Origin of the sequence: Aneurinibacillus sp. REN35 (genome assembly GCF_041379945.2) — a bacterium.
Taxonomy (GTDB): domain Bacteria; phylum Bacillota; class Bacilli; order Aneurinibacillales; family Aneurinibacillaceae; genus Aneurinibacillus.
Window position 1 is genome coordinate 1 of sequence record NZ_JBFTXJ020000001.1, and the last position, 24,480, is coordinate 24,480.

Sequence of the window (24,480 nt, forward strand, 5' to 3'; positions counted from 1 at the left end):
AAAGGCGCCTCTTTTTCGTTTTTTATTTACTTTTTTTGGCTAATCAACACTCGTGAAATAAGTATTCTCTTATGGAATACAGAATTCCTTATATGACCCTAAGGAATTAGTCTGCGATGGCGCAGGCTGCACGTGAGCTTGGGCTGCATGAAAACACCCTGTATCGCTGGGTAACAGGAGTGAAAAAGGATGTTTTATTGAAGTAGCGAACAGGGTTGTTACGGAATGCGATAGAATAACCTAATTTCTACAAGTAGATAGTGGGGAGGACAAAAGTTTATGGAGATTAGAAAGTTCTGTGATTCGGATATTACTCAGATCGTTTCGCTGTTTTATGAAACAGTCCATTCGGTAAACGCAAGGGATTATACACAAGAGCAACTTGATGCCTGGGCACCTAAAGATGAAAAAGGAAATAAGATGATAAGTTGGAAAGATTCTATGGGTCGCAACATTACATATGTGGCTGAAGATAAAGGTAAAATTGTCGGTTTTAGTGATATGACTCATGATGGATACCTCGACAGGCTTTTTATTCATAAAGAGTTTCAGGGGCAAGGAATCGCTTCAGATTTGGTGAATGTTCTAGAATCTGAAGCCAGAAGACTAAGACTTGTAGAAATTAATACAGAAGCTAGTATTACAGCTAAACCGTTCTTTGAACGTCACGGGTACCGAGTAATTTATTCACAGACCGTAGAAAAAAGGGGCGTCAAATTAGATAATTTTAAGATGGTTAAAAAGGTGGGCTCCTAATGTATTTTGGCTTGGGATTCTGTTTTGTTGACTATCTATGTCCGATGATCTTTACTATGTAAAAAGGGAACTATCCAAGGGGTAGCGACAGAATTCTTGCTCGAATCCGTCAAATGTTTTGCATAAAATGAAAATTGGAGGATTATCATGGTCTATGTCGCACTGCTTAGGGGAATCAATGTTGGTGGGAAAAATAAAATTGACATGAAGCTGCTTAAAAAAACTTTTGAACGAGTAGGCATGGGCTCTGTAGTTACATATATCAATTCAGGTAATATTATATTCACGGTAAATGGTCAATCAAAAACAACAATATCCTATATTTTAGAAGAGGCTATACATACAGACTTCGGACTACAAATTAAAGTTTTAGTTCGTAGTTTTGACGATATTAAAAAAGTTATACACTCCCTTCCAGAGTCATGGACGAACGACCAACAGATGAGAAGTGATGTGCTGTTTTTATGGGACGAAATTGATGATGAGTCAGTGCTTACTAATCTGGTCATCAAACCGGAAATTGATACGGTGAAATACGCTCCTGGAGCCATTCTATGGTCGATTGAAAAGAAGAATAGTACCAAATCCGGTATGTCTAAACTCATCGGTTCAAAGCCATATCGACAAATGACAATCAGGAATGTAAATACAGCGCGCAAAATATACGAACTTATGCAGGCGGCAGAGGCGTGAATATGCGGCGTTCTCGCTTCGTCATATTTGGGGCTCCTTATCTGTCTAGATAAGTGTAGACGCTCCAATTACAGAAAAATGGCTGGGGTATAGAAAAAGAGCAAGATGAAGTTGCTTCGTTCAAGATGATAGAGCCACACCTTGCTCAAGCATTTTTTTCCTAATAAAGATTGGTTACGCTCTATGCCTAATTAAACTAAGAAGCTGCCATCTTTGTGGCGACTGAAAAACCTGGTTAAAATCCACCGAGGTTTATTTTTGTAATGAGAAATTTAAATAGACGATGCTGCTTTTAAACTGCTTTCCATTCCATTCGGTATACACCAGCTCCTTGCCGGAAGGGCTCCATGAGGTTGCTGCATTCTCGATCCCCACGGCCAGCTTGGTGGGCTCATGGCTTAACAGATCGTAAACATAGAGACTGTTCCCGGATGCGGAGTTAGCTTCGGGTTTCAGACTGTATGCAATCATCCTCTGATCCGATGACCATGAAACGCCGCCAAGCTCCGTACCTTCGGCAAGCGTTTTTTTGTTTTCGCCGTTTAGATCGCACAGGATCAGCGTTTCTTTGGAGCCATTGGACTGCAATACCAGCATTTGTTTCTTGTCCGGCGAAGGATATACACCCACCACATGGTCAAGCTTCAGGCTAGTCTTTTTCTTCGTCTTCAAATCCACTGTCGTTAATGTCGCATTGGAATGAGTGTTGTAATAGATCGTATCGTTTATTTGTTCAGCAATGAACAATGGATCATCCGTCCATTTTTCAGCAGAAATTTTGCCTGCAGTCGTCGCTGTATAAGCAGTACCACTATATGCGGCACCAAATATCTTGTCCGAATCTACCCATTCCGCGCTGACGGCACCTCCGATTGATTCACCTGAAAGGGGAAATGCATGCTGCGAAGTAAGATTCATCACGAAAAAGAGAGGGTCGCCCAATAAATATTCTTGATAGATCAAATGCTTTTTGTCGGGGGATAACCGGGCATCACCCAGATGCAGGTTCTTCTGTTCTTTCAGCAGCTCGAATTTTTTGGTCTCAAGATTGTACCGATACAGGCTTCTGGGATGGGAGTCTGACAGTTCTTCCTGGCTCATTTTGTCCAGTGCCTCATTTTCCTTCGAGACGATGACCGTATTTTCATCCCACCAATCCGATACTTCCATGTTCTCATACCTAACAATCTTTTCCACGGATATATCGGGATTACCAGCCTTCTTGCCGTCATCGTCAATGACGGTGATCGTTTTGCCAGGCTCTTCTTTAATGACGGTCTTATTCCCGGTAGCTTCTGATGCGCAGGCCGTGATCGTTAAAAGCAAAGCTGGTACGACCAAGATGATTTTGAATTTTTTCATTTTCGTTCGCCTCCTTGATACCTACAGTACCAGGAATATGTTCCAGGAATATAAACAGATATTTCAAAAAAGTAAACAAACATGTCGGGGATGTTAGTTATGTTCTTGAAGCGGTTGAGCCGTAAGCCGGAAACATAATGCGAAAATGACTTCCATCCGCATTTGTGCTCACAAGTGAAATCGAACCTCCTTGTGCTTCCGTATACTTTTTGGCAAGCGAAAGTCCGAGGCCGGTGCCGCCGCTTTCACGCGACCTGTTTTTATCGACGGTGTAGAACGGCTCGAAGATTTTGCGCGCATACTCTTCCGGGATTCCGATGCCGGTATCCGTAATATCAATGATCACCTGTCCGTCCCTTCGTTCATTCCTCACAGTAATATGACCCTTGGTTTTATTGTATTTAATGGCGTTATCCAGGAGATTGACAAGCACAATGGTCATGCAGTCTTTGTCCGCCTCTACATACGCTTTTGTTAAATCGGTTTCTAGTGTGATGCCGAACTTATCCATTTTCCCTTTCAGGCTGTTCAGCACCGTTTGAATGGCCTGCTGCACATCGACTTTTTCTTTATTGAATTCAAACTCGTATTTCTCCATGGAAGATAATTGAAGTACTTTCTCAACCATTTCATGAAGCCGCAGTGTTTCGCTTTTAATATTCACTATCGCCGTGTTCAAAAGCTCTTCATCGTCCGGATATAATTCAAGCAAATCGATATACGCACGGGTCGATGTGAGAGGCGTCTTAAACTCATGTGTTACGCTGCCAATAAATTGTTTTTGCTGCTGGTCGAGTTGGGACAATTTATGGACAGCCAGGGACAGCTTTTCCTGCTCTTTGTCCTTGTCCTGTATGGTTTTCTTAATTTGCTGGCTCATCACCCGGATGCCTTCACTCAGTTCTCCAATCTCATCTTTGCGCGATAGGGAGGGGACTTCATAATTTCCGGATCGAATTCTGTCTACCGTTTGATTAAGCTTGATAATCTCGCCGGCGAAGAAAGTAAAATAAAAATAAGCCAGAATAAAGCTTAGGAAAAATACACCCGCTCCAATTTGGATAAAGAGCTGCTTAATCTGATTGTAAAACGCCAGGTTTTCCGAGAGTGAGTGATGGAACTGTACGACACCCACTTGCTCTTTGCCTGTTCGTAAGGGAGCCAAGTAATATAACGATTCATTTTCCACCAGATAGGCTGTTTTATCTTTGAGTGCATAGGTCAATGTTTTGGCAAGGCTGTCGGATGCACCGGCGGCTTTTTTTTCGCTGACGATTTTTCCTTGCTGGTCATATAACACAACCGGTTGGCCGCTTATCATTTCTAATTGCGCAGCAAATTCCCGGCCTTTCGATGCAAGGAAGGTATGAGGAACCTTACTTTGCTCCGCCATCATCGTCTGGATAAAATAAATATTTGCAGTTGCTGCCTGTTGGGCAAATTGGTGTTCCACCTGTGATTGCTGATTCTTTTGAATGCCTTCTAGAACGAGCAGGCTTAAAATAAAGACCGTGAAGAGGAGAAGGACAGCCAGAAAAATACTGAATTTGATTTTTATACTGACTCTCACGTTACTCACCCAAGGCTTTGTAACCGACGCCATGAACGGTTTGTATCAAATCACTGTAGTCTGCGCCGAGCTTCTTCCGCAGCCGCTGTACATGGATATCCACGGTGCGCGTTCCGCCAATATAATCCAGGCCCCAGACCAGGTTCAGAAGATCCTCCCTTGTATACACCCGATGAGGGCTGGATAGGAGCAATGCCAGCAAATCGTATTCTTTGGGTGTCAGATCCATCTTCCGATCGCCGGCAAAAGCCGTTCGCTTGCTTACATTCAGTACCACTCCGCTGAGTGCAACCTCGGTCAGCTCGTCATCATCCCTTGCGGCTTTCATTCTTCGGAGCAGTGATTTTAAACGCGCAAGCAGTTCTCGTATATCAAAAGGTTTGGACATATAATCATCCGCACCGAGCTCAAGTCCAAGAATTTTGTCGATAAGATCTTCTTTGGCTGTGAGCATAATGACACCTATTCGCCCTTTGTCCTGAAGCTTTTTCAGAATATCGTAGCCATCCATTCCGGGAAGCATGACATCTAGAATAATCGCGGCCGGCTTGAATTCATACACTCTATCTATAGCCGTATCGCCGCGATCAACCACTTCGACGGCATAGCCTTCCTTGGTTAAAGCATAAGCAATCGCATCCGCAATTTTTCGCTCATCCTCAATGACCAGAATTTTATCGCCCATTGGATAGCCCTGCCCATTCTGTACCATAACGTCCAAACCGGGTTTGCTTCATAACCGCTCAGACCTCCGTTTCTTTTATGAAACAGATTTTACCAACCTATATGAAAAAGAACAACCATGGAAGGGAAAAGTCGAAAATACGCGCTGGGCATTTATCGAGACATCAAGTAAAGTAAAGGTAGGAATTGTAAAGGAGAGGAGGAAGAAATGGTACAGCAATTGATGGAAACATTTCAAATGACGTTACGTGATGACTTGATCGAAACGTTACAGTCACATAGCGATAAACAGCAAACATGTGAGTTTTTTATTCGGCTTATGAGTATACAGGAGATTGTCGAAGCGGTCGAGTGCTTGTCAGCGTTTGAAATGTATAGAGAGATCATTCCTTTGTGGACAGACGATCATTCAAACTATGTGGGTGTTTATTTTTGGGGGCCGATGCAATATAGGGTTTGTTATATCAATCATGAGGAGACCGATCTGTCTCCTGCATTTCGCAGTGTACAATCATTTAGTACATTGCTTGAGCAGCATCCTGAAAGTGATTGGTATGATTTGCCGAAGGATTATCCGGGGAGTGAAACAAACGCCGCTTTGATAGCGAACGATATGGTGGCGATTGCAGAATTAAATACAGCGCTTCAAGCAGAGGAATTAGATGAAGAAATACGATGTCAACTTCTCTTTTCTATTATGGCACTAACCCCGTACCATAAGCTTGATACACTAATGAGCTATATGGACGATGAAAATATGTATGTACAGGAAAGAGCCTGTGAAATTTTGGGCTTCCATAAATATGAACCTGCAAAAAGCAGGTTGGAAGAAATCGCTGAATCCGGTTCACATAATGGGAAAACAGCTGCCAGGTCTGCGTTAGCAAGAATGAACTGATTCTGCATGTTTGAGAAGGAGGATCGCTGTTTGTATCAATGAAGTAGGGGGAACGTTTATGCACTCAACATTGTCAGCATCTTTACAATCCTATAAGCGAAGCATTTCACAATTGTACAATGAACTGACTATAGAGGTGTATGGAACCGGGGTGCGAAGACAGAGCATTACCGTGACAGAAAACAAAATATTGATCTTCGCCGAGCGCTCGCGGCTTCCCGAGCTGAGCGCGCTGGAAAAGGGGAATAAGAACTTGAGCCTGCATCTCGATTCCGCACTGCGTGATGAGTTTAAACGGCGGCTCAGGGAAAGAATCGAGGAGACGTTTTCTGTTTCTGTACGAACGATTTTGCTTGATTATGATTTGGAGACAGAGATGACGGTAACAGCCGTATTTCTTATCGAAGCTGCGCAGAAGTGAATAGGTGTAAGAAAAGCAGTTGGGCCTGCCGCACAGTTCATCGACTGGCGAGCAGGCCCGTTTTTCATTTTGCCGTTCGCTGCAGAAAGTGTTCTACAAAGCGATCCGCTGCCACGTCTGTACAAACCGTTATCCGCTCCCGTGTAGGGTCCGCACTGTCCAAAGGTTTTGTTTGCCCCAGTGTATCGCCAGTTGTGTCCACGTAAATGGGCATGGAGGAGGTCGTAACGAAAGTCGGATCGATGGCCACTCCCACGGCGAGCGGGTCGTGAAGCGCACATCCGCCAAGCTCAGGTGAGGATATACGATACGCATTCATATAAAAAGCGCAGGCTTCGGCTAAAAAAGCTGAGGCAGGAGTATTCTGCTGCTGCCATATGGCGAGCTGACTTTCCTTTAATACGGCTTGCATGGTAACGTCCAGGCCGATAAGGGTAATTCGGGCGCCGGATTGAAGCACGATCTCGGCTGCCTCTGGATCAGCGTATATATTTGCTTCCGCATACGGTGTGACGTTACCCGGCACATGCACCGCTCCTCCCATAATGATTAATTCTTTCATCAGCGGTACAATCTCTGGTGCTTTTTTTATGGCTATGGCTATATTGGTCAGACTGCCTGTGGCAATGACTGTCACATCTCCGGGCCTCTCTTTGATCGAAGCGATAAGAAATTCGTGTGCCGGTATATTTTTGGGGGATTGGGTTGGTGCGGCAAGCGTTATGTCGGCGAGACCATTGCTTCCGTGTATCCATATGGGAGCCTCTCGCGCTTCGCGTACGAGAGGAGCGCTCGCTCCAGGATAAACGGGGATGTGTGCGCGTTCAAATAGATCAAGTACCTGAAGCGTATTCCGGGTTGTATGTTCTACTGTGCCGTTGCCAAAGCAGGTTGTAATACCGATGACATCGAGCTCTGGAGCGTTCAGGGCATAGCCGATAGCCATTGCGTCGTCAATGCCGGTGTCTACATCTAGAATAACTGGCTTCATGTGTTCCTCCTTGTGAGCTGTATCTCCCTTATACGTTTTGCTCGCAGGCTCCGCTCAGCTCCCGGCTGCTTTTCCATTCGCGGACAGTAAACAGGCGGCTGCTTGCTAGTGCTGCCGGGTCATTTTGGGCTAATTGCTGTGCTTCTTCCAATGAGTTCGCTGTGAAAATAATGAGTCCGCCGCTTTCATCCGTAAAAGGGCCTTTGGCTATTATTTTCCCCTTCTGTATGAGATCATTCAAGTATTCAATGTGTTCGGTGCGGACCTCTTTATCTTTGTTTGCCTCGATCGTTTCCATGAACGCGATATAGTATAAGGGCATCGTATGTCCTCCTTTTGTTCCCTGTATGGTACCAACAATAAGCGAATATACAAGTTTTCCTTGTAATAAATAAATTAATAATTTAAAATAGATGAAAAACATTATAAATTATATATATGCATGGGAAAAAGAATAGAGCGATATGCAGTGGAAAGATAAGCGTGTGCAGCATGATTGGCAGGGAGAAGTACACACTCGTGGCTAAGCGCGTGCACTCCCTGAATGGAAACCCCTACAGTTTTGCTTGATCAACACACGTTAGTTATACGGATACAATAGACGGCAAACGCTTTAGCAAGCGATGAATGGACTGATTGGCCTCCTGCAGAACGATGTGTTCATCCACCGTTTTCATGATGCGATTCTCCATCAGAATTCGTCCGTTGACCATCGTTGTTTCTACGTCGGCCTTGGAAGCGGAATAAACAATTCTGGAGATCAGGTCAACATTATCAGCCGGATAGGCATGGAATTTATTTAAATTTAGAATAGCCAAATCCGCTTTTTTACCGACTTCAAGACTCCCAATGTCCGCATCCAATCCGGCAGCCCTTGCTCCACCGATGGTCGCCATTTCGAAGACCATTTTTGCATTCATGGACGTGGGGCCGTGCACAGGCTTCTGAATGAGAGCGGCCAAGCGCATTTCATTAAACATGTCAAGGCTGTTGTTGCAGGGAGCGCCGTCTGCACCCAGGCTCATGAAGATCCCTTTATCGAGTAAATCAGGAACTTCTGCGATTCCGGAGGCCAATTTCAGATTTGAGCCTGGACAATGGGCGACTTTCACTTTTCTGTCCTTGATGATTTGTTTTTCTTCCTCATCAAGCCAGACGCAGTGGGCCAGGATGAGCCGTTCGTTGGCTACGCCAATGGAGTCGAGGTAGACGACGTTGCGCATCCCACGCTCCGATTCGACGAGAGCGATTTCGGACCGGTTTTCGGATGCATGCGTATGAATCATCGTATTATACGTAGCGGAGAGATCGCGCACGGCTGTAAGCAAGTCTTCCGTACATGAGACGACAAAGCGCGGACAGAAGGCATACTGAATGCGTCCGTTATCATAGTTGTGCCATTTCTCCAGCAGATCGACGCTTTCCTGGATGGATGCATCGGTTTGTTCATGCAGAAGCTTCGGCACATCTCCACCGCGATCCATCATAACTTTGCCGGATAGAGCACGTATGCCGCTTTGGGCGATCGCCTGAAGAGCCGAATCGGTATGATGCACGGTCTCCATATCTACGATGCAGGTTGTACCGCTTTGGATCAATTCACCGATTCCAAGCATAGCAGAGTAATAAATGGATTCTTCATCATGGGCGGCTTCTAGCGGCCAAATCCGTTTTTTTAGCCAATCGAGCAGTTCCAAATCATCGGCCTGTCCTCTAAACAGGGTTTGACAGAGATGGATATGCGTCTGCACGAAGCCTGGAATGACAACTCGATTCGCCGCATTGATGACTTTGTCTGCCTGTTCATAGCGCAGGTTCGGACCGATGTCTTTGATTCGATCCCCTTCGATGTAAATGTCGCCTGTTAAAATAAGGTCGTTTGCATCCATTGTGATGATCTGTGCATTTTTAATCAGGGTGGTTTCCATATACATCCCGCCTTCTTTATGTTCTGTATGATAAGCACGTTTGGTATAAACGTCTTTAGACGCGGTATATCATGTTAATAATAAAAGCCAGACTGATAAAGTGAACGGTCCAAGTTACTTCGTGGTGGCGTCCTGTCAGGACCTTCAGTAGGCTGTACGAAATGAAGCCAAAGGCAAGCCCCTGGGTAATGCTGAAGGTTAAAGGCATCATGATGATGGTGAGGAAGGCTGGCACCAGCTCCGTAAAATCATCGAACGGAATGTGTCGAATCTCGTTGAACATGAAAACGCCTACAAGAATGAGCACCGGTGCGGTCGCAAATCCGGGGATGAGCGTAACCAGCGGTGTGAAAAGGAGGGCCAGCATAAAAAATCCTGCCACTACTAGCGCTGTTAAGCCGGTTTTTCCTCCTTCTGAAATACCTGTGGCATTTTCTACATATACATTCATCGCTGTGGTACCCAATGTGGCGCTGCCCATTGTAGCAAATGCGTCCGCCACAAAAGCTCGGTTTAAGTTGGGGATCTCCCCATTCTTATCTACCAGCCCCGCCTTGTTTGCCAATCCCAGCAGCGTTGCGGAATTATCGAACAGCTCCACAATCGTAAAGGAGAAGATGACAGAAACGATGCCATAGGCAAGTGCGGCTTTAATGTCCATGTGCAGGAAGGTATCCGCAACGCTCGGCATCGAAAAAGAGATGATATTGCTGATGCTTGCCGGTGCCTGCGAAGCGCCTACAATCATGGACAGTACGGTTGTGGCAATAATGCTGATGACGAGTGCGCCTTTGACGCCCCGGGCGATGAGAAGGGCAGTTAACATGAGTCCGGTAAGTGCAATGAGCACCCCGGGAGAATGGAGATTGCCTAAAGAGACGATCGTATCTTTGCTGCTGATTACCAAACCGGCATTTTTCAATCCGATTAAAGCGATAAATAAGCCAACTCCCACTCCGATAGCGGAGCGCAGTGATTGGGGGACGGCAGCAATGATTTTTTTTCGCACCCCGGTGATGGTAAGGATGAGAAAGACAACCCCCGATATAAACACCGCTCCCAGGCCTGTCTGCCATGTTAGTCCCATTCCCAGCACGACTGTATACGTAAAGAAAGCGTTGAGTCCCATGCCCGGACCGACGGCAACCGGCATGTTTGCCATCAGGGCATACATTAGCGTGCCGAAAATGCAGGAGAAAATGGTGGCTGCCACAGCTGCTTCTTTCGGAATGCCTGCATCTGAAAGAATAAGAGGATTCACGAAAATGATATAGCTCATTGTCATAAACGTAGTCATGCCTGCAATAAACTCTGTTTTAGGAGTAGTGTTGCGCTCGCTCAGCCGAAAGAAATTTTCGAGCCACCCGCGTTTAACCGCTGCATTCGGAGGTGCAAGTACGTCTTCTTCTGTTTCAAGCGCCTGATCCGCTTCCTGTAATGGAGGATGTATGCTCATCTAGATTCTCCCTTCGCTTTTTCTTTTACCCGAGGCCGGCTTTAGCTTCTGCTATACAAATACAACATGGTTGAAGTTGTTCACCTCCCTTATACACATAAAAAAACCTAGCCGGAGAAAGAAGCGATGAGAATCCACTTCTCTCTCGTAGCTAGGAAATTTATGGTTTCCAATAGAAACCCCCAACCCATATTGCTGGGGTTATACGAGAGATATGAAATTGTGAAGGAATCGCAAGTTGCAAACTCATGTTTTGAATTTTAAGAATATTTAATTTGCATGTCAAGCGAGAAAAATAGTGTGAGAATGAGAAAAAAGGTGAATTCTGTCGCAGTAAGCAGATAAATTTTAAATAATAAGAAAAATGGGAAAATTATAGGTTTGAAGTTTGAAAAACAAAAAAATATAGTGGTACTCAATTACAGCTAACGACAGCAAAAATGAAAAATTCATACTTTCTTAGGCCTCGTATAGCCTCGAAAATACGGTTCGAGGGTCTCTACAGGAATACCGTTAATTTCCTAGCTACGAGAAAAAACACACCGGTTGTTTTTTCTCGTAGCTAGTTTTTTTATGAAGAGGTAAAGGAGGAAGACGATGATAAAAAAAGAGATAGCATTCACCATCAATCAAAAGCCGGTTATTGTCTCTGTTCATCCTGCCAAAACGCTGCTTGACGTACTGCGTGAAGATTTACAGCTCACGGGGGGAAAGGAATGCTGCGGCAAAGGGGAATGTGGAAGCTGTTCGGTATTGATCCAAAACGAAGCCGTTTGTTCGTGTCTCATTCTTGCGGGCCAGGTGGAAGGGGAGGACATCACGACGGTGGAAGGGATTGGCACAATGGGGGAAATGGATAGGTTGCAGGAAGCCTTTGTCGAGGAGGGAGCCACACAATGCGGCTACTGTACGCCCGGAATTATTGTGGCAGCGCGCGCCTACTTAAACAGCATTGACCATATCCCGAGCAGCGATGAAATTAAAGACGCGCTGGCAGGCAATCTATGCCGCTGTACAGGCTATACGAAAATCATACACGCTGTAGGCAGGGCAGCCCAGCGGCAGTTCGCATGAGTGGAGGTGAGCGCGCTGAATATTTTTCGTACATTGGTGAGCAGAGTACGTACAGAGCAAAAAACCACGTTTGCTACAGTGCTCAACAGCGAGAATCCGGCAGAGATCGGACACCACGTACTGTTTGATGCCGACGGCCACGTTATTTGTGCAGCAGGAAAAGCAGAAATACGTCTGCCCCACATTCCCGTAACGCAAGTCTCTGTTCAGTCGATCGTGATGGGGGGCAGGAAGATGGAGGTTCTGATCGAACCGTTTGAAGCCAAGCCGACACTGGTTATTATGGGCAGCGGGCATATTGCAGAGTATATCGCTGCGCTGGGCAGTTTGCTCTCTTATGAGATTGTCATTGTTGATGATCGAAGCGAATATGCCAATTCGCGTACATTTCCGTACGCTAAACGCATTCACTGCGGAAGCTTTGCAGATATTTTGCCTCAGGTGGCGCTTCACTCCAGAAGCTTTGCGATTCTGGTCACCCGGGGACATCAAACAGATGCGGTTTGTTTAGAACATTTGCTTACTTGCAATATACCATACATTGGTATGGTAGGAAGTAGGCGTAAAATTCGAAGCATATTTTCGCTGCTTAGAGACCGGGGGATAGAGCCTGAAGCCCATCCGAATATTCATGCACCGGTCGGGCTCGACATCCATTCCGAAACCCCGCAGGAAATCGCGCTGTCGATTTTAGCGGAGATTCAGCTCGTTCGTGCAGGTGGCTCCGGCAGGCCGCTGTCCGTCCTGCATAAGCAGGAGAATATTCATCCGCACGGCAAGCAGCGGGGAGAAGTGGATGTGTCTGTCTGGGAGCGGCTCGCTTATGCCCGAGAACAGCAGGAGTCCTGTGCTCTCGTAACCATTATCGGAAGCAGCGGCCATGTACCGCGTGGGGTGGGCAGCCGCATGCTTGTATGGGAAAGCGGGAAAACCTACGGAACGATCGGTGGGGGCAGAAGGGAGAGCGAGATCATTGAAGCGGCCCGTCACGCTCTCTATACTGGAACACCTGTGCGGCAAGAGGTGGATTTTAGCGGCAGCTACAACTCATTTCAGCCGGTTTGCGGAGGAAGATATACGTTTTTTGTTCAGCCGTATATTCCTGTCTCTGCATCGCAGGTCCAGGAAGTGTAAAGGGATGTACGCTGCCATTTTACTCGCTGCAGGTCAATCCTCAAGAATGGGCCAGCCAAAGGGGCTGCTGCCATGGGAGGGAGTTCCGCTGCTGGTCTATCAGATTGCGCAGCTCGAGAAATCTCGCATTGATCATATTATTCTTGTACTCGGGCATCAGCCGGAACGATATCAAGCGCTTGTTTCCGAGCGGACGCATGTGGTCTGGAATGAGGAATGGAAGCAGGGAAAGACCCGTTCAATCATCAAAGGACTTACGGCTCTCTCCCCAGATTGTGAGGCGGTTTTATTTGTAAATATTGATCAGCCGGTATCCGCCGGGAGCATTGACCGGCTCCTTGCTGCGTACGAGGAGGAAGAGGGGGATATTTACATTCCTGTTGCAGGCGGCACAAGAGGACATCCCGTTCTGTTTTCATCGCGTCTGCTGCCTGCTCTTTCCGCCATTACGGAAGAAGGACTCGGGTTAAAGGGGGTTATCAGGGACGAACAAAATAAAATCGTGTCTGTGCATATGTCGGATGCATCTGTGCTGTATAACTTTAATACACCCGCAGACTATGAAAAGGGGAGAGGGATATGAGAGTTTCGGAGATTGAGCTGATTTCACCAACGTCTGTATTGGAATGCCTTACATATTTGGCGAATTCCGGCCGCACCGCCCGACTGCTTGCAGGCGGAACCGATGCGGTGGTTCAGATGAAGGAGGGAATACGGCGTCCTGATATTTGGATTAATATAAAAGGCTTGAAAGAACTGCGTTTTATCCGGGAAGAGGAGGATGGCATTCATATCGGTCCGCTTACGACCCACACCGATGTGTTTCGTTCCTCTCTGCTGCAGGGAAAGGCGGATGCGCTGGTTGAAGCCTGTCGTGAGGTCGGTGCTGCACAAATTCGGAACATGGGGACGATTGGCGGCAATCTCGCTACCGCTTCTCCGGCCGGTGATACGATTCCTGCCCTGTATTTATATAATACCGAGCTTGAACTGCAGTCTCTATCCGGTCGGCGAAGAGTACGAATCGAGGATTTCTTTCACGGTCCGCGTCGTACAGAACTGAGGGAGCACGAGATGATCACATCGATTGTGATCCAGCCGCAGAAGCCGAATGAATGCTCCATTTTTCAGAAGCTGGGTCCGCGCAAGGCCCAAGCCATTTCCATCGTCAATGTAGCCATTATGCTGACGATGGGTCCAGGCTCACGAGAGTGTTTGGGCGGAAGAATTGCGCTTGGCTCTGTGGGACCGACCATTGTGCGGGCAAGAAAATGTGAGGGGATGCTGGCGTGTGCGCCGCTCACAGATGAATGTATACACGATATCGGCAAGATGGCGTGGAAGGAAGTGGCGCCGATTTCGGATATCCGGGCTTCGGCTGAATATCGACGAGACATGACCAGCGCGTTGGTTGAACGGGGATTATACCGGTTGATAAAAAGGTGGGAAGCAAAATGAAGATCGAAGAGGAAGTGCAAAGCAAGGAGCTTCGGTGGGTAGGGAAGCGTGTCAAGCGGCTGGACGGTCCGGAAAAAGTAACCGGGGAATTAAAATATATGACCGATTACCATTATACGAATATGGCATGGGGACGGGTTCTTCGCTCCCAGCATCCATATGCGAAAATCAAGCGGATGGATGTCTCAAAGGCCAGGGAGCATGCCGGGGTGATCTGCGTGCTCACACATGAAGACATTCCCGGTTTTAACGGGTTCGGTATTGTTGTGCCTGATCAGCCGGTGCTCTGCAAGGATGTGGTGCGCTGCATGGGAGATGCGGTGGCTCTGGTAGCGGCGGAAACAGAAGAAATTGCTGAAGAAGCGCTTGCTTTGATTGAAGTGGAGTACGAGGTGCTTGAACCGTTGATTGATCCGGAAGAGGCGATAAAGGACAGCGCTCCAAGCCTTCATCCATCAGGAAACATTCATAGTCGAATTCAGGTAAAGAATGGGGATGTGGAGAAGGCGTTTGCAGAAGCCGATGTCGTGGTGGAGCACACGTACTATTCTCCCCGCCAGATGCATGCGTTTATCGAGACGGAAGGCGGGTGGGGGATGCTAGAGGCGGATGGATCGCTAACGATCCGCTGTCCCGGTCAATACGCATACCGGGACCGGATGCAGATCGCGCGGGTGCTGGCCTGGAATCCGGAGCGCATTCATGTGGTGTCCCATCCCATCGGCGGCGGATTCGGAGGCAAGGACGAGATTACCGTACAAATCTATTTGGCGCTGCTTGCGCTGCATACCGGAGGCAGACCCGTCAAAATTCACTACAAGAGAGAAGAGTCCGTCATAGCCGGCATCAAAAGACACCCCTTCAAAGTGACGATGAAAACAGCGGCAAAAAAAGACGGCACCCTGCTTGCCAACAAGGTTGTCGCCTATGGGGATACCGGGGCGTATGCTTCGCTGGGGGGAGCAGTTGTAAGTCTAGCCATTGAGCATTCCTGCGGTCCGTATTACATTCCGAATGTTGATCTGGACGGGTATTGTGTGTACACGAACAATGGAGTCGCGGGCGCATTTCGCGGATTCGGGGTCAATCAAGTTGCACTGGCTATCGAGGCAAACCTTGAGAAAATCGCAGAAAAGCTGGGCATGGACCCCATTGAAATTCGAAAAAAGAATGTCTATCATCAAGGCGGCTTATCTAGTATGGGACATCGGGTGATGTCCAGCGTCGGCACGTGGAAGACACTGGATGAGGCGGAAAAGTGCGAGCTATGGCAAAATCGTGCAGCGTATAAAGCAGCCCCTTCCGAGCCTTGGAAAAAGCGGGGCATTGGAGTGGCGACCTCGTTTCATGGTATCGGCATGGGAATCGGCCTGCCGGATTACGGAGCGGCGACGATCGAGCTGCTGCCGGGCGGAGGTTTTCTTGTCGGGGTTTGCTCCGAGGATATCGGGCAGGGCAACGGAACCGCATTTGCGATTGTTGCGGCAGAGGAGCTCGAGTGCGATGTGCCAGACATTCAAGTAATACAGGGCGATACGCGCAAAACGATTGACAGCGGTACAGTATCGGCCTCCCGTTCTACGTATGTAGGGGGCAATTCTATCCTTGCGACCGCACCGTACATGATTAACCTGTTAAAAAAGACGGCGGCTGAGATATTGGGGGCTGAGACGCAGGAATTGGCCCTGCTAGATGGCCGGGTGTATGTTGTTTCTGATACAAGCAGAAGCGTGACCTATGCAGAAGTATATGAGCATTTGCATGAACAGCGAAAAACTACGCGGGTGGAAGGCCATTTTATGGTTCCCAAAGCAAAAAAACAGATCGGGAAAAATGTGGGTATGCCGCATTATTTGTACGGATACTTGACGCATGTGGCGCTGGTGGAAGTGGATACGCTTACAGGCGAAACCGAAGTGCTCCGTGTCGTGTCCATTCCGGATTGCGGCAGGGTGCTCAATCAGCAGGGCCTGGAAGGACAGACTGAGGGCGGTGCCGTGATGGGCATCGGATATACGTTATATGAGGACGTGATCATGGAGCAGGGAGTGAATAAGACAACGAATTTTACCAACTACATTCTCCCTACCTTTAAGGAAACCCCTGTGATTGAAACCATTCCGGTAGAGGAAGAGGAGGCGACGGGTCCATACGGAGCAAAGGGGATTGGCGAGGTCGTCATGATCCCGATCATTCCCGCCATCGTCCAGGCGATTTACGATGCGACGGGGGCCAGAATCAATCATCTGCCTGCAACGCCGGAACGCGTTTATCGGGCTATGAAGGAGCAGGGGATTGTATAAGGTGATCTATGGATGAGAAGGAGGCCGCTATGCTGACCGATTCTTTGCAACGACCTTTACGGGATCTCCGTATCTCTGTAACCGACCGCTGCAATTTTCGCTGCCGATATTGCATGCCGCCAGAAATTTTTGGACCGGATTACGAATTCCTGCCGAAAAAAGATTTGCTAACCTTTGAAGAGATTGAACGAATTACACGGCTGCTAGCCTGCCAGGGTGTACGCAAGGTCCGTTTGACGGGGGGAGAGCCTCTGCTTCGCAAGGATTTGCCTCGTTTGATTCAAAAATTGGCCGCGATCGAGGGAATTCAAGACATCGCTCTGACGACAAACGGGGTGCTGCTTCCAAAGTATGCCGGAGAATTGAAGGAGGCAGGCCTGTCCCGGGTTACTGTGAGCCTTGACTCTCTTGATGATCAGCGGTTTGGCATCATGAACGGGCGGGGCATCCCGGTCGCTTCCGTGCTGGCAGGAATGGAAGCGGCAGCACGGGCGGGCATGAAGGTAAAAGTAAATATGGTTGTTCAAAAAGGAAGCAATGACAGCGATATTCTTGCTATGGCCGCGCATTTCAAAGAGACAGACTATATTCTCCGCTTTATCGAGTATATGGATGTGGGGAATACAAACGGTTGGAGCATGGAGCATGTCGTTTCTAAACAGGAGATTCAGAATCGGATTCACGGGGTGCTGCCCATTGATCCGATCGAAGAGAATTATATGGGGGAAGTGGCGACACGATACCGCTATAGGGGAACGGAGAAAGAAATCGGCATCGTTTCTTCAGTTACAGATGCTTTCTGTTCTACCTGTACCCGGCTGCGTCTTTCTTCTGAAGGCAAGCTGTATACGTGTCTGTTTGCTGCATGGGGACATGATATACGCGCGCTGCTTCGTTCCCCTGCGACAGATGAAGAGATCAAGGCGGTGCTTTGTAGAATTTGGATGGGGCGTCATGACCGTTATTCTGAAGATCGTCGGGAGCAGGGGGAAGAGCAGCAGGGCAGAAAAAAGGTGGAAATGTCGTATATTGGCGGATAGGGAAGCGGATCAGGGAGCCTTGCCTCTCGCAGCATGGCTCGCCTGTATGACTATCGTTTAATTCATATCCCCAATGTAGGCGGGAATAGCTTCATCGTCTTCCTGTCTGCTGGTGAGAACCGCAGACAAGATCGGGACAATCTGTTTTGGGTACAGCCGGTATGATGCAAGCTCATGGAGCGGGAGCCATTCGGCACCGATTTGACCTTGATCCGGATGGATCGGACTTCCGGGATCGGAGATGGCACGACAGGAGAAAATGAATTCCACCTGATGAATTTCTGTATGCAGCTGAGCGTTTTCATGATTTTTGCCGATGTATTCACGCACGAAAAAAAGGGGTCCGATTTCGACAGCTGTTCCCAGCTCTTCCTGGCATTCTCTTTGTAACGCTTCCGGGATCGTTTCTCCGTGGTTTTGGCCACCTCCGGGCATGATATAGAAGATGCCCCGCTCGTCTTTCATCTTAACGAGCAGAATGTGTCCGTCTTCGATGATGAGCGCTTTTGCGGATGTTCGTATATTCATAGCAGCCCTCTCTTTTCTTTATATTCCATCATTGTAAGCGAGAACATTCGCGGCTTCAACAGGCGCAGGAAAAGAACCTACAAAAATAATAAAAAAATTTCGACAATTAAATTGACACAAACTAACTTTTCTGATAAATTAAAAATATACTAAATCGCTATGCGGTTACAGGCGTAGCGTCTACCAGTCGATGAGGTGACAGGCGAATGAATTCCGCACTGCTTCAGCACGATAATCTCTTTAAACGAAGGGTTACGCAGCTCTACAACAGCATCAATCAAGAGATGTATGGAGTAGGGGTGCGGAAGCAGCAAATCGACGTGCTGGAAGATAAAATTGTAATTTATGGCGAACATAAAAGAGTACAGGGGTTAACCATCCTTAAAGGAAGGTTTGACGATCTGACAATTCATGTGGACGCCGCCTTGATCCGGGAGTTTAAGACCCGACTCAAGGAGCAAATCGAGAAAGATTTCGGTTTGAAAATCCGTACTGTTTTAAAAGACTATGATCCTGAAACTGAGTTAGCCGTGACGGTCATTTATCTGGACCGACAATAAATAAACAGAACGTTTTCAATAGCCGGGGCTGGGGTGCCAGGGTGGCATGCTACCTCCTGCAGCGTGACAATTGAAGACGGCCGCTAGCGTTTTCGTTTACGGAAACATAGAAGCCGTAGGAATAGAAGAACTCTTTCTATTCCTACGGCTTTTTTTATTCTCTTAAAGGAGGTGAGGCCCACGTAGGAATTCCGTAGTACGACAACCTGTTTTCATCAACAGTAGAGTAAAGAGGCTGTACGCAGCAGAGATGGCGCGGCATTCTCCTCTTTTCTCCCTGTTTGATAAAGATACAAAAACGAAGGGAGCAAACAAAATGGATTTGATTTTAAAAAACGCGAATATTCCCCAGGGGGACAGACAGGTCCTGACGAACATTCTAGTCGAAAACGGAACGATCATGGGCTTTGTCCCTTCCATCAACGGTCTACAGGCCAAAAACGTGATCGATTTGGAAGGGAAACTGGTTGTGCCAGGGTGTATCGATCCGCACACCCACTTCATGGATCCGGGTTTTACCCACCGTGAAACGTTCGCTACGGGTACGATGTCGGCGGCGGCAGGCGGATTAACATTGATTATTGATATGCCGTGCTGCAGCAAGCCTTCTGTACGCAGTGAAGAAAGCTTCTATGCCAAAATCGATCCGATCAAGGATAAGGCATACATTGATTACTGCTTCTGGGGGGGCATGACAGGCGAAGACGTACGTGAAGGCCTGCTGGATAATGTATGGGGCCAGGTGGAAGCGGGGGTTGTCGCATTCAAGTCCTACATGACCCCATCGGTTCCGACCTTCCCGAAAGTATCGGATGCGGAACTTTTGGAGATCTTCTACAAGGTGGCAGAGACGGGGCTTCCGGTCGGTGTACATGCGGAAAACTATGATATTTGCAGCTTCTACACAGAGAAGCTTAAAAAAGAAGGACGAATGGATGGTCCGGCATGGGCGGAAGCGCGTAAGTCGCTGGCGGAAAAGGTAGCCATTGAATTGATCATCAGCTACGCGGAAGAAACCGGCGCTCGCGCTCATATCGTGCATATGAGCACGAAAGAAGGGGCGGAGCTGATTCGCAAGGCGAAGGAGCGTGGGGTAAAAGTTACCTCCGAAACATGCCCGCACTACCTGATGCTGAATGCGCAGGATTCCATGACAAAACACGGCACGTACGCTAAAATCGCTCCGCCGCTGCGCGGTGTCGAGGACAATGAGGTCCATTGGCAGGCGCTTGCAGATGGCACGATTGACTTTGTCGGAACCGATCATGCTCCATATGAGATTGCGACGGAAAAAGCAGCAGCCGATTCGGACATCTGGAACAGCTTCCCGGGCATTCCGGGCGTGGAAACGATGGTGCCGATTCTGGTAAGTGAGGGCTTGAACAAGGGAAGATTGTCGCTGTCCCGCTTCGTGGAAGTGACCAGCCGCAACGCCGCCATCCATTACGGCATTTATCCGAAGAAAGGTGCGATAGAGATCGGCAGCGACGCCGACTTCACCATCATCGATCTGGAGAAGGAGCATGTCATTAACCAGGAAGAAACATTCTCGATGGCTAAATACAATCCACTTCACGATATTAAGCTCAAAGGTATGCCGGTGATGACGATCGTGCGCGGAAATGTTGTTTATGAAGACGGAAAAGGCATCGTAGGCCAGGAAGGATACGGTCAATTCGTAAAACGTCAGAGCACACAGCACCTTGATGCTGTCATTAACCTGACCAAGTCCAACGAGAGTCGGGCAGTGCAGCAAAATACACAAAAGAAAGAAAGCGTTCAGCTATAAGCCGTATCTAAATTTTTTAACCAGGGGGAATGAGTTCAATGCTGCGAGGAGATAAACACGCGATTGTTATTATTGATATGCTAAATGACTTTATCGGGCCAAAAGCGCCGCTGCGCTGCGAAGCGGGAGAAGAGATCGTTCCGAACATCCAGCGCCTGATCGAGTTTGCCCATGAAAACAATATCCAGGTCATCCACGTACAGGAGTGGCACCGCAAAAATGACGCGGACTTCCGCGTTCGCCCGGTTCATGCGGTTCGCGGAACATGGGGAGCGGACTTCATACCGGAGCTGCGTCCGGAAGAGGATAAAGGCGATTATGTGGTGCAAAAGCGCCGCCACAGCGCATTCTCTTATACGGATATGGACCTGTTCCTCCGCGAAGAAAAGATTGACACTGTCGTGCTGACCGGCGTCTGGACAAATGTATGCGTGCGCAGCACCGGATCGGATGCTCTCTATCACGGCTATAATGTCGTATGCATCAGCGACGGCACAGCCTCCCAGGACAACAGCATGCACGAGTCGGGATTACGTGACATCGGTATTTTCGGTCAGGTATGCTCCACCGATGAATACATCGAACAAATGCAGCAAAAGCTTGCTGATCAAGAAACAAACGTTTCGGTATAAAAAGCAGATTGTCATACAGCTGCATAGAGAGGACGCGTTCACATGAGACTGATCGTGGGAATTACCGGTGCGAGCGGTTCTCTCTACGCCTATAGCTTGGTTCGCGCGCTGCATCATTTACAGGTAGAAACGTATGTTATCGCTACGGAAATGGGGAGAAAAGTCATGAAGTTCGAGTGCGGCATCGACACAGATGTGCTGAAAGAGTATGCGACCGTACTCGATAATAGCGACCTTTTCTCCGCCATTGCCAGCGGTTCTGTAAAGACGGACGGCATGGTGATTGTTCCATGCTCGATGAATTCGCTAGGCGCGATTGCAAACGGCGTAGGAGATACGTTAATGAGCCGGGCAGCCAGTGTTGTTATGAAAGAGCAGCGGAAATTAATTGTAGTTCCGCGGGAAGCGCCTCTTCACCTTATCCATCTCGAGAACATGGTAAAGCTCAGCAAGGCCGGTGCTATGATTATGCCCGCCGCTCCAGGATTTTACCATCGTCCAAAAGAGGTCTGGGAGCTTGTCAATTTCATTGTCGCACGCATTCTTGATGCGTTCGATATTGAGCATGACCTGATGGCAAGGTGGAGAGAGACGCCTCTCACACAATAAATGACGGAGTAGATGCCAAGTATGAACACCTCCATCCGAAAACTTATCGATCATTGGGATCGTACAAAGCAGCTCATTCACATTCAAAAAGAGGTAGATCCGCTTTATGAGCTGGGGGCTGTTATTAATGCCTGGGAAGGAAAGCAGCCCGTTTATTTTGAGAAGGTAAAGGGGTACAGCACCCCGATGGTAGCCGGCCTGGGTGGAGATCGTACCACGATGGCGGACTCGATGGGGATTACGCCGGATCAGCTGGTGCCGAAGCTAATTGATGCGATTGTCAATCCGATTCCTACGACAAAGATGTCGGTAGGTCCGGTCCATGACAATGTGGCGCTCGGTGAATTTTCTATTGATGAATTTTTTCCGGTTCCGACCTACCATGCCAAAGATGCAGGTCCGTATTTCGTTTCCGGTGTCATGGTCGTCAAGGATCCATCCGGTATCAAACGGTATACCTCCATCCGGCGCATGCAGTATCTTGGCGGCAATCGCTGCGCGATCTGTATCACGTCCCCGGAGCTAAACCAGCAGTACCAAGCGCTTGAGGATCGAAACCAGCCGCTTGAAGTAGCGGTCATGTTCGGTGTCGTACCAGCGGTTGTCTTAAGCTCGCAAATCAGTACCCATCTGTATCATGCGGATAAGCTTGATGTTGCAGGTGCGCTGCTTGGCACATCGCTTCCGGTAGTGCAGTGTAAAACCGTAGACATAGACGTGCTTGCCGACGCGGAAATCGTACTAGAAGGCAGAATTTTACCGCATGAGCGCTATCCTGAAGGTCCGTTTGGCGAAGTGGGCGGATACTACGGTGTAGTGGAAGAAAATCCGGTGATGGAATTTACGGCCATTACATACCAGAATCATCCGATTGCACAGACGATTTTCCCTTCAAGCTTTGAAGAACGGATTCCGATGTCCATCGTGCGTGAAGCTAATCTTCTTAATGCGGTGCGCCAGACGGTACCTAACGTGCTTGCCGTACATGTTACCGCTACAGCGGTCGCGCGGCTTCATGCCATCATTCAGATTGAAAAGAAAACAGAAGGCGACGCCAAGCAGGCGCTGCTGGCCGCCTTTTCAAGTGATAAAGATTTGAAGCTTGCCATCGTTGTCAACGAGGACATCGATATATTTGACCCGGCGGATGTAGAATGGGCCATCGGCACGCGCATGCAGGCTGATCTTGATGTATTTATCGTTCCTGGCGCGAAGGGATCTCCCCTAGAGCCATCGCATAATTTACGAGGAGTTACAGCGAAAATGGGGATGGATGCCACGTATCCGTTGTCAGAGAAAGAACGCTTCATACGTACTTCCATTCCGGTTCCCTCCTCTTTCAATATACAAGATTACCTCTAACCCTGGGAGTGAATAAGCAATGGAAGCAATCGGCTTACTTGAAACAAGAGGTCTGGTGCCGGCCGTCGCTTCGCTAGACACGATGGCTAAAGCAGCCCATACTCGCCTGGTTGATATGAAAGTGGTGGGCTCCGGATTGGTTTGCGTCATTATTGAAGGGAACGTCAGTGCGGTAAAGTCAGCCATTGAGGCAGGCAAAGCCATGTATGACGGAAGCGATAAGCTTATTTCATACAATGTAATTCCACGCCCGCATGGAGACCTGAGCAGGATGCTATAAGTCAGAGGAGGTGAGATGAGTTGGCTGACATGATGAAGAGCATTATTGAGGAAGTGCTTCACAAAGGCAGAAAGCGCGAACGGGTGCAGGGAAATGAGCAGCCTGCTTCGGCAGCAGGAAGCACGGGACAGTCGGTTTCTCTTCTGAATCTGTATCGTCCCAACTATCAAAAGCAAAAGCAGCAAAGCCGCCTTGGCAGTTTTGCCCCTGATTCTTCTGTGCGTTCTGCGAACAACGGGGTTCGCAGCGCGGCACCGACCGCTGCCATCAGGGAAGCAGGCGATTTCAAAGAAGATCAAATGTCTGCGCTGCAGCGGCTTGCCATTTCGCAAGTTGCCCAGCGCCATTCAGGACGGTTGGACGGAGCTTCTGCCGCTGAAGCCCCTCAGCTTATCGGAAAAACAAAAGAAGGAGAATACATTTGGTTTTATCCTGCGGGTGCTTCCCGTACAGATGAACGGCTGAGCATGCAGGATCAAGGTGGGATGTCGGCCGGAGTGATTACAAGAGGACAGGGAGGAAGCGGTCTGCTGTTTTTGTTGGACGACTGGCGAGCGTCCCTGCCGGATGTAACGTGTGAAGTGCTTCCGGAAGCTGTGCTGCTATTCGCAGAGAACAAAGCCGGACTTCGGCACATGCTGGAGACGGCCTACCGCGACTTGAACAGGCGAAGGATTCAGGGAAGCAAAATGTATCAGGCAGCGCAGCCGTCTTCCTGGCTCAAACAACAGCTGAATCTATCCCATGGCCCGAGTGTGGTTCTATGGGAAGGCGTTTCCTATTTTAATAGTGTGGCTCTTATTGAACGCTGCTTTGCAAACAACCCTGCTCTCGCACTCTCGTATGAGATAAGAGAGGATGAGCTTTTGCTCTCGGGGGAACCCGCGTTCATTGATAGCGCCATGCAGCAGATCAAGCAGGACATGGAACAATTGCTAGTGTAAGAGGGGGA

At 48.3% G+C, this 24,480-nt stretch carries 26 protein-coding genes and 2 riboswitches; of the genes, 18 read left to right on the top strand and 8 right to left on the bottom strand.

Annotated features, from left to right (window positions below; translation table 11 throughout):
- The first annotated feature begins 116 nt into the window (after positions 1-116).
- The 3 genes from AB3351_RS00005 (at position 117) to AB3351_RS00015 (ending at position 1,449) form a co-directional block, all read left to right on the top strand.
- Positions 117-206: a transposase gene (locus tag AB3351_RS00005; protein ID WP_371145055.1), complete on the top strand. Its 90-nt coding sequence runs from the start codon at positions 117-119 to the stop codon at positions 204-206.
- Between the two features lie 73 nt (positions 207-279).
- Complete coding sequence (locus AB3351_RS00010) at positions 280-756, top strand: GNAT family N-acetyltransferase (protein WP_371145056.1); 477 nt, start codon at positions 280-282, stop codon at positions 754-756.
- A gap of 147 nt (positions 757-903) precedes the next feature.
- Positions 904-1,449, top strand: a complete 546-nt coding sequence (locus AB3351_RS00015; RefSeq protein WP_371145057.1) for a DUF1697 domain-containing protein — start codon at positions 904-906, stop codon at positions 1,447-1,449.
- A 252-nt stretch (positions 1,450-1,701) separates the two neighbouring features.
- Here AB3351_RS00015 and AB3351_RS00020 read toward each other — a convergent pair whose 3' ends face one another.
- The 3 genes from AB3351_RS00020 to AB3351_RS00030 all read right to left on the bottom strand — a co-directional run bounded on the left by AB3351_RS00020 (position 1,702) and on the right by AB3351_RS00030 (position 5,066).
- Positions 1,702-2,811: a TolB family protein gene (locus AB3351_RS00020; protein ID WP_371145058.1), complete on the bottom strand. Its 1,110-nt coding sequence runs from the start codon at positions 2,809-2,811 to the stop codon at positions 1,702-1,704.
- A 97-nt stretch (positions 2,812-2,908) separates the two neighbouring features.
- Positions 2,909-4,381 carry a sensor histidine kinase gene (locus tag AB3351_RS00025; protein ID WP_371145059.1) on the bottom strand — a complete coding sequence of 491 codons (1,473 nt, stop codon included), beginning with the start codon at positions 4,379-4,381 and terminating at the stop codon, positions 2,909-2,911.
- 1 nt (position 4,382) lies between these two features.
- Positions 4,383-5,066, bottom strand: coding sequence for a response regulator transcription factor (locus AB3351_RS00030; RefSeq protein ID WP_371145060.1), 684 nt, complete (start codon positions 5,064-5,066; stop codon positions 4,383-4,385).
- A 207-nt stretch (positions 5,067-5,273) separates the two neighbouring features.
- On the opposite strand from AB3351_RS00030, the gene AB3351_RS00035 reads away from it, so the two are divergent.
- Positions 5,274-5,963, top strand: a complete 690-nt coding sequence (locus AB3351_RS00035; protein ID WP_371145061.1) for a HEAT repeat domain-containing protein — start codon at positions 5,274-5,276, stop codon at positions 5,961-5,963.
- Between the two features lie 58 nt (positions 5,964-6,021).
- Positions 6,022-6,384, top strand: coding sequence for a Na-translocating system protein MpsC family protein (locus tag AB3351_RS00040; protein ID WP_371145062.1), 363 nt, complete (start codon positions 6,022-6,024; stop codon positions 6,382-6,384).
- 64 nt (positions 6,385-6,448) lie between these two features.
- Here the strand turns inward: AB3351_RS00040 and AB3351_RS00045 are convergent, their stop codons facing one another.
- The 4 genes from AB3351_RS00045 to AB3351_RS00060 all read right to left on the bottom strand — a co-directional run bounded on the left by AB3351_RS00045 (position 6,449) and on the right by AB3351_RS00060 (position 10,759).
- Entirely contained in the window at positions 6,449-7,375 is a 927-nt protein-coding gene (locus AB3351_RS00045) for a nucleoside hydrolase (RefSeq protein ID WP_371145063.1), read from the bottom strand.
- 28 nt (positions 7,376-7,403) lie between these two features.
- On the bottom strand, positions 7,404-7,697 hold the full coding sequence (locus tag AB3351_RS00050; protein ID WP_371145064.1) for a YciI family protein: 294 nt from the start codon (positions 7,695-7,697) through the stop codon (positions 7,404-7,406).
- Positions 7,698-7,959: 262 nt separating this feature from the next.
- Positions 7,960-9,303, bottom strand: coding sequence for a 5'-deoxyadenosine deaminase (locus tag AB3351_RS00055; RefSeq protein ID WP_371145065.1), 1,344 nt, complete (start codon positions 9,301-9,303; stop codon positions 7,960-7,962).
- Positions 9,304-9,358: 55 nt separating this feature from the next.
- Positions 9,359-10,759, bottom strand: a complete 1,401-nt coding sequence (locus AB3351_RS00060) for an NCS2 family permease (RefSeq protein WP_371145066.1) — start codon at positions 10,757-10,759, stop codon at positions 9,359-9,361.
- A 128-nt stretch (positions 10,760-10,887) separates the two neighbouring features.
- Positions 10,888-10,988: riboswitch (purine riboswitch) on the bottom strand.
- Positions 10,989-11,205: 217 nt separating this feature from the next.
- Positions 11,206-11,307: riboswitch (purine riboswitch) on the top strand.
- 49 nt (positions 11,308-11,356) lie between these two features.
- Between AB3351_RS00060 and AB3351_RS00065 the strand changes: the two genes are divergently transcribed.
- The 6 genes from AB3351_RS00065 to moaA are packed head-to-tail and all read left to right on the top strand — an operon-like array spanning position 11,357 to position 17,768.
- A complete protein-coding gene (locus AB3351_RS00065) occupies positions 11,357-11,833 on the top strand; it encodes a (2Fe-2S)-binding protein (RefSeq protein WP_371145067.1) in 477 nt (158 codons plus the stop codon).
- A 6-nt stretch (positions 11,834-11,839) separates the two neighbouring features.
- A complete protein-coding gene (locus tag AB3351_RS00070; RefSeq protein WP_371145068.1) occupies positions 11,840-12,967 on the top strand; it encodes an XdhC family protein in 1,128 nt (375 codons plus the stop codon).
- Positions 12,968-12,971: 4 nt separating this feature from the next.
- A complete protein-coding gene (locus AB3351_RS00075; protein ID WP_371145069.1) occupies positions 12,972-13,550 on the top strand; it encodes a nucleotidyltransferase family protein in 579 nt (192 codons plus the stop codon).
- Entirely contained in the window at positions 13,547-14,425 is an 879-nt protein-coding gene (locus tag AB3351_RS00080; RefSeq protein WP_371145070.1) for an FAD binding domain-containing protein, read from the top strand. Before AB3351_RS00075 ends, AB3351_RS00080 begins: the two co-directional genes overlap by 4 nt.
- On the top strand, positions 14,422-16,728 hold the full coding sequence (locus AB3351_RS00085) for a xanthine dehydrogenase family protein molybdopterin-binding subunit (protein WP_371145071.1): 2,307 nt from the start codon (positions 14,422-14,424) through the stop codon (positions 16,726-16,728). The genes AB3351_RS00080 and AB3351_RS00085 overlap by 4 nt, the downstream gene beginning before the upstream one ends.
- Before the next feature lie 29 nt (positions 16,729-16,757).
- Entirely contained in the window at positions 16,758-17,768 is a 1,011-nt protein-coding gene (gene moaA, locus AB3351_RS00090) for a GTP 3',8-cyclase MoaA (RefSeq protein ID WP_371145072.1), read from the top strand.
- 57 nt (positions 17,769-17,825) lie between these two features.
- On the opposite strand, the gene AB3351_RS00095 is transcribed toward moaA, so the two are convergent.
- Complete coding sequence (locus AB3351_RS00095; RefSeq protein WP_371145073.1) at positions 17,826-18,296, bottom strand: NUDIX domain-containing protein; 471 nt, start codon at positions 18,294-18,296, stop codon at positions 17,826-17,828.
- Between the two features lie 206 nt (positions 18,297-18,502).
- Between AB3351_RS00095 and AB3351_RS00100 the strand changes: the two genes are divergently transcribed.
- The 7 genes from AB3351_RS00100 (at position 18,503) to AB3351_RS00130 (ending at position 24,472) form a co-directional block, all read left to right on the top strand.
- A complete protein-coding gene (locus AB3351_RS00100) occupies positions 18,503-18,856 on the top strand; it encodes a Na-translocating system protein MpsC family protein (RefSeq protein WP_371145074.1) in 354 nt (117 codons plus the stop codon).
- Between the two features lie 316 nt (positions 18,857-19,172).
- Positions 19,173-20,645 (top strand): dihydroorotase, encoded by a 1,473-nt coding sequence (locus AB3351_RS00105; protein WP_371145075.1) that lies wholly within the window; start codon positions 19,173-19,175, stop codon positions 20,643-20,645.
- Positions 20,646-20,683: 38 nt separating this feature from the next.
- Entirely contained in the window at positions 20,684-21,277 is a 594-nt protein-coding gene (locus AB3351_RS00110; RefSeq protein WP_371145076.1) for a cysteine hydrolase family protein, read from the top strand.
- Between the two features lie 42 nt (positions 21,278-21,319).
- A complete protein-coding gene (locus AB3351_RS00115) occupies positions 21,320-21,886 on the top strand; it encodes a UbiX family flavin prenyltransferase (RefSeq protein WP_371145077.1) in 567 nt (188 codons plus the stop codon).
- A 21-nt stretch (positions 21,887-21,907) separates the two neighbouring features.
- Complete coding sequence (locus tag AB3351_RS00120) at positions 21,908-23,248, top strand: UbiD family decarboxylase (RefSeq protein WP_371145078.1); 1,341 nt, start codon at positions 21,908-21,910, stop codon at positions 23,246-23,248.
- Positions 23,249-23,267: 19 nt separating this feature from the next.
- Complete coding sequence (locus AB3351_RS00125) at positions 23,268-23,528, top strand: BMC domain-containing protein (RefSeq protein ID WP_371145079.1); 261 nt, start codon at positions 23,268-23,270, stop codon at positions 23,526-23,528.
- A 20-nt stretch (positions 23,529-23,548) separates the two neighbouring features.
- A complete protein-coding gene (locus tag AB3351_RS00130) occupies positions 23,549-24,472 on the top strand; it encodes a hypothetical protein (RefSeq protein WP_371145080.1) in 924 nt (307 codons plus the stop codon).
- The last annotated feature ends 8 nt before the right edge of the window (positions 24,473-24,480 follow it).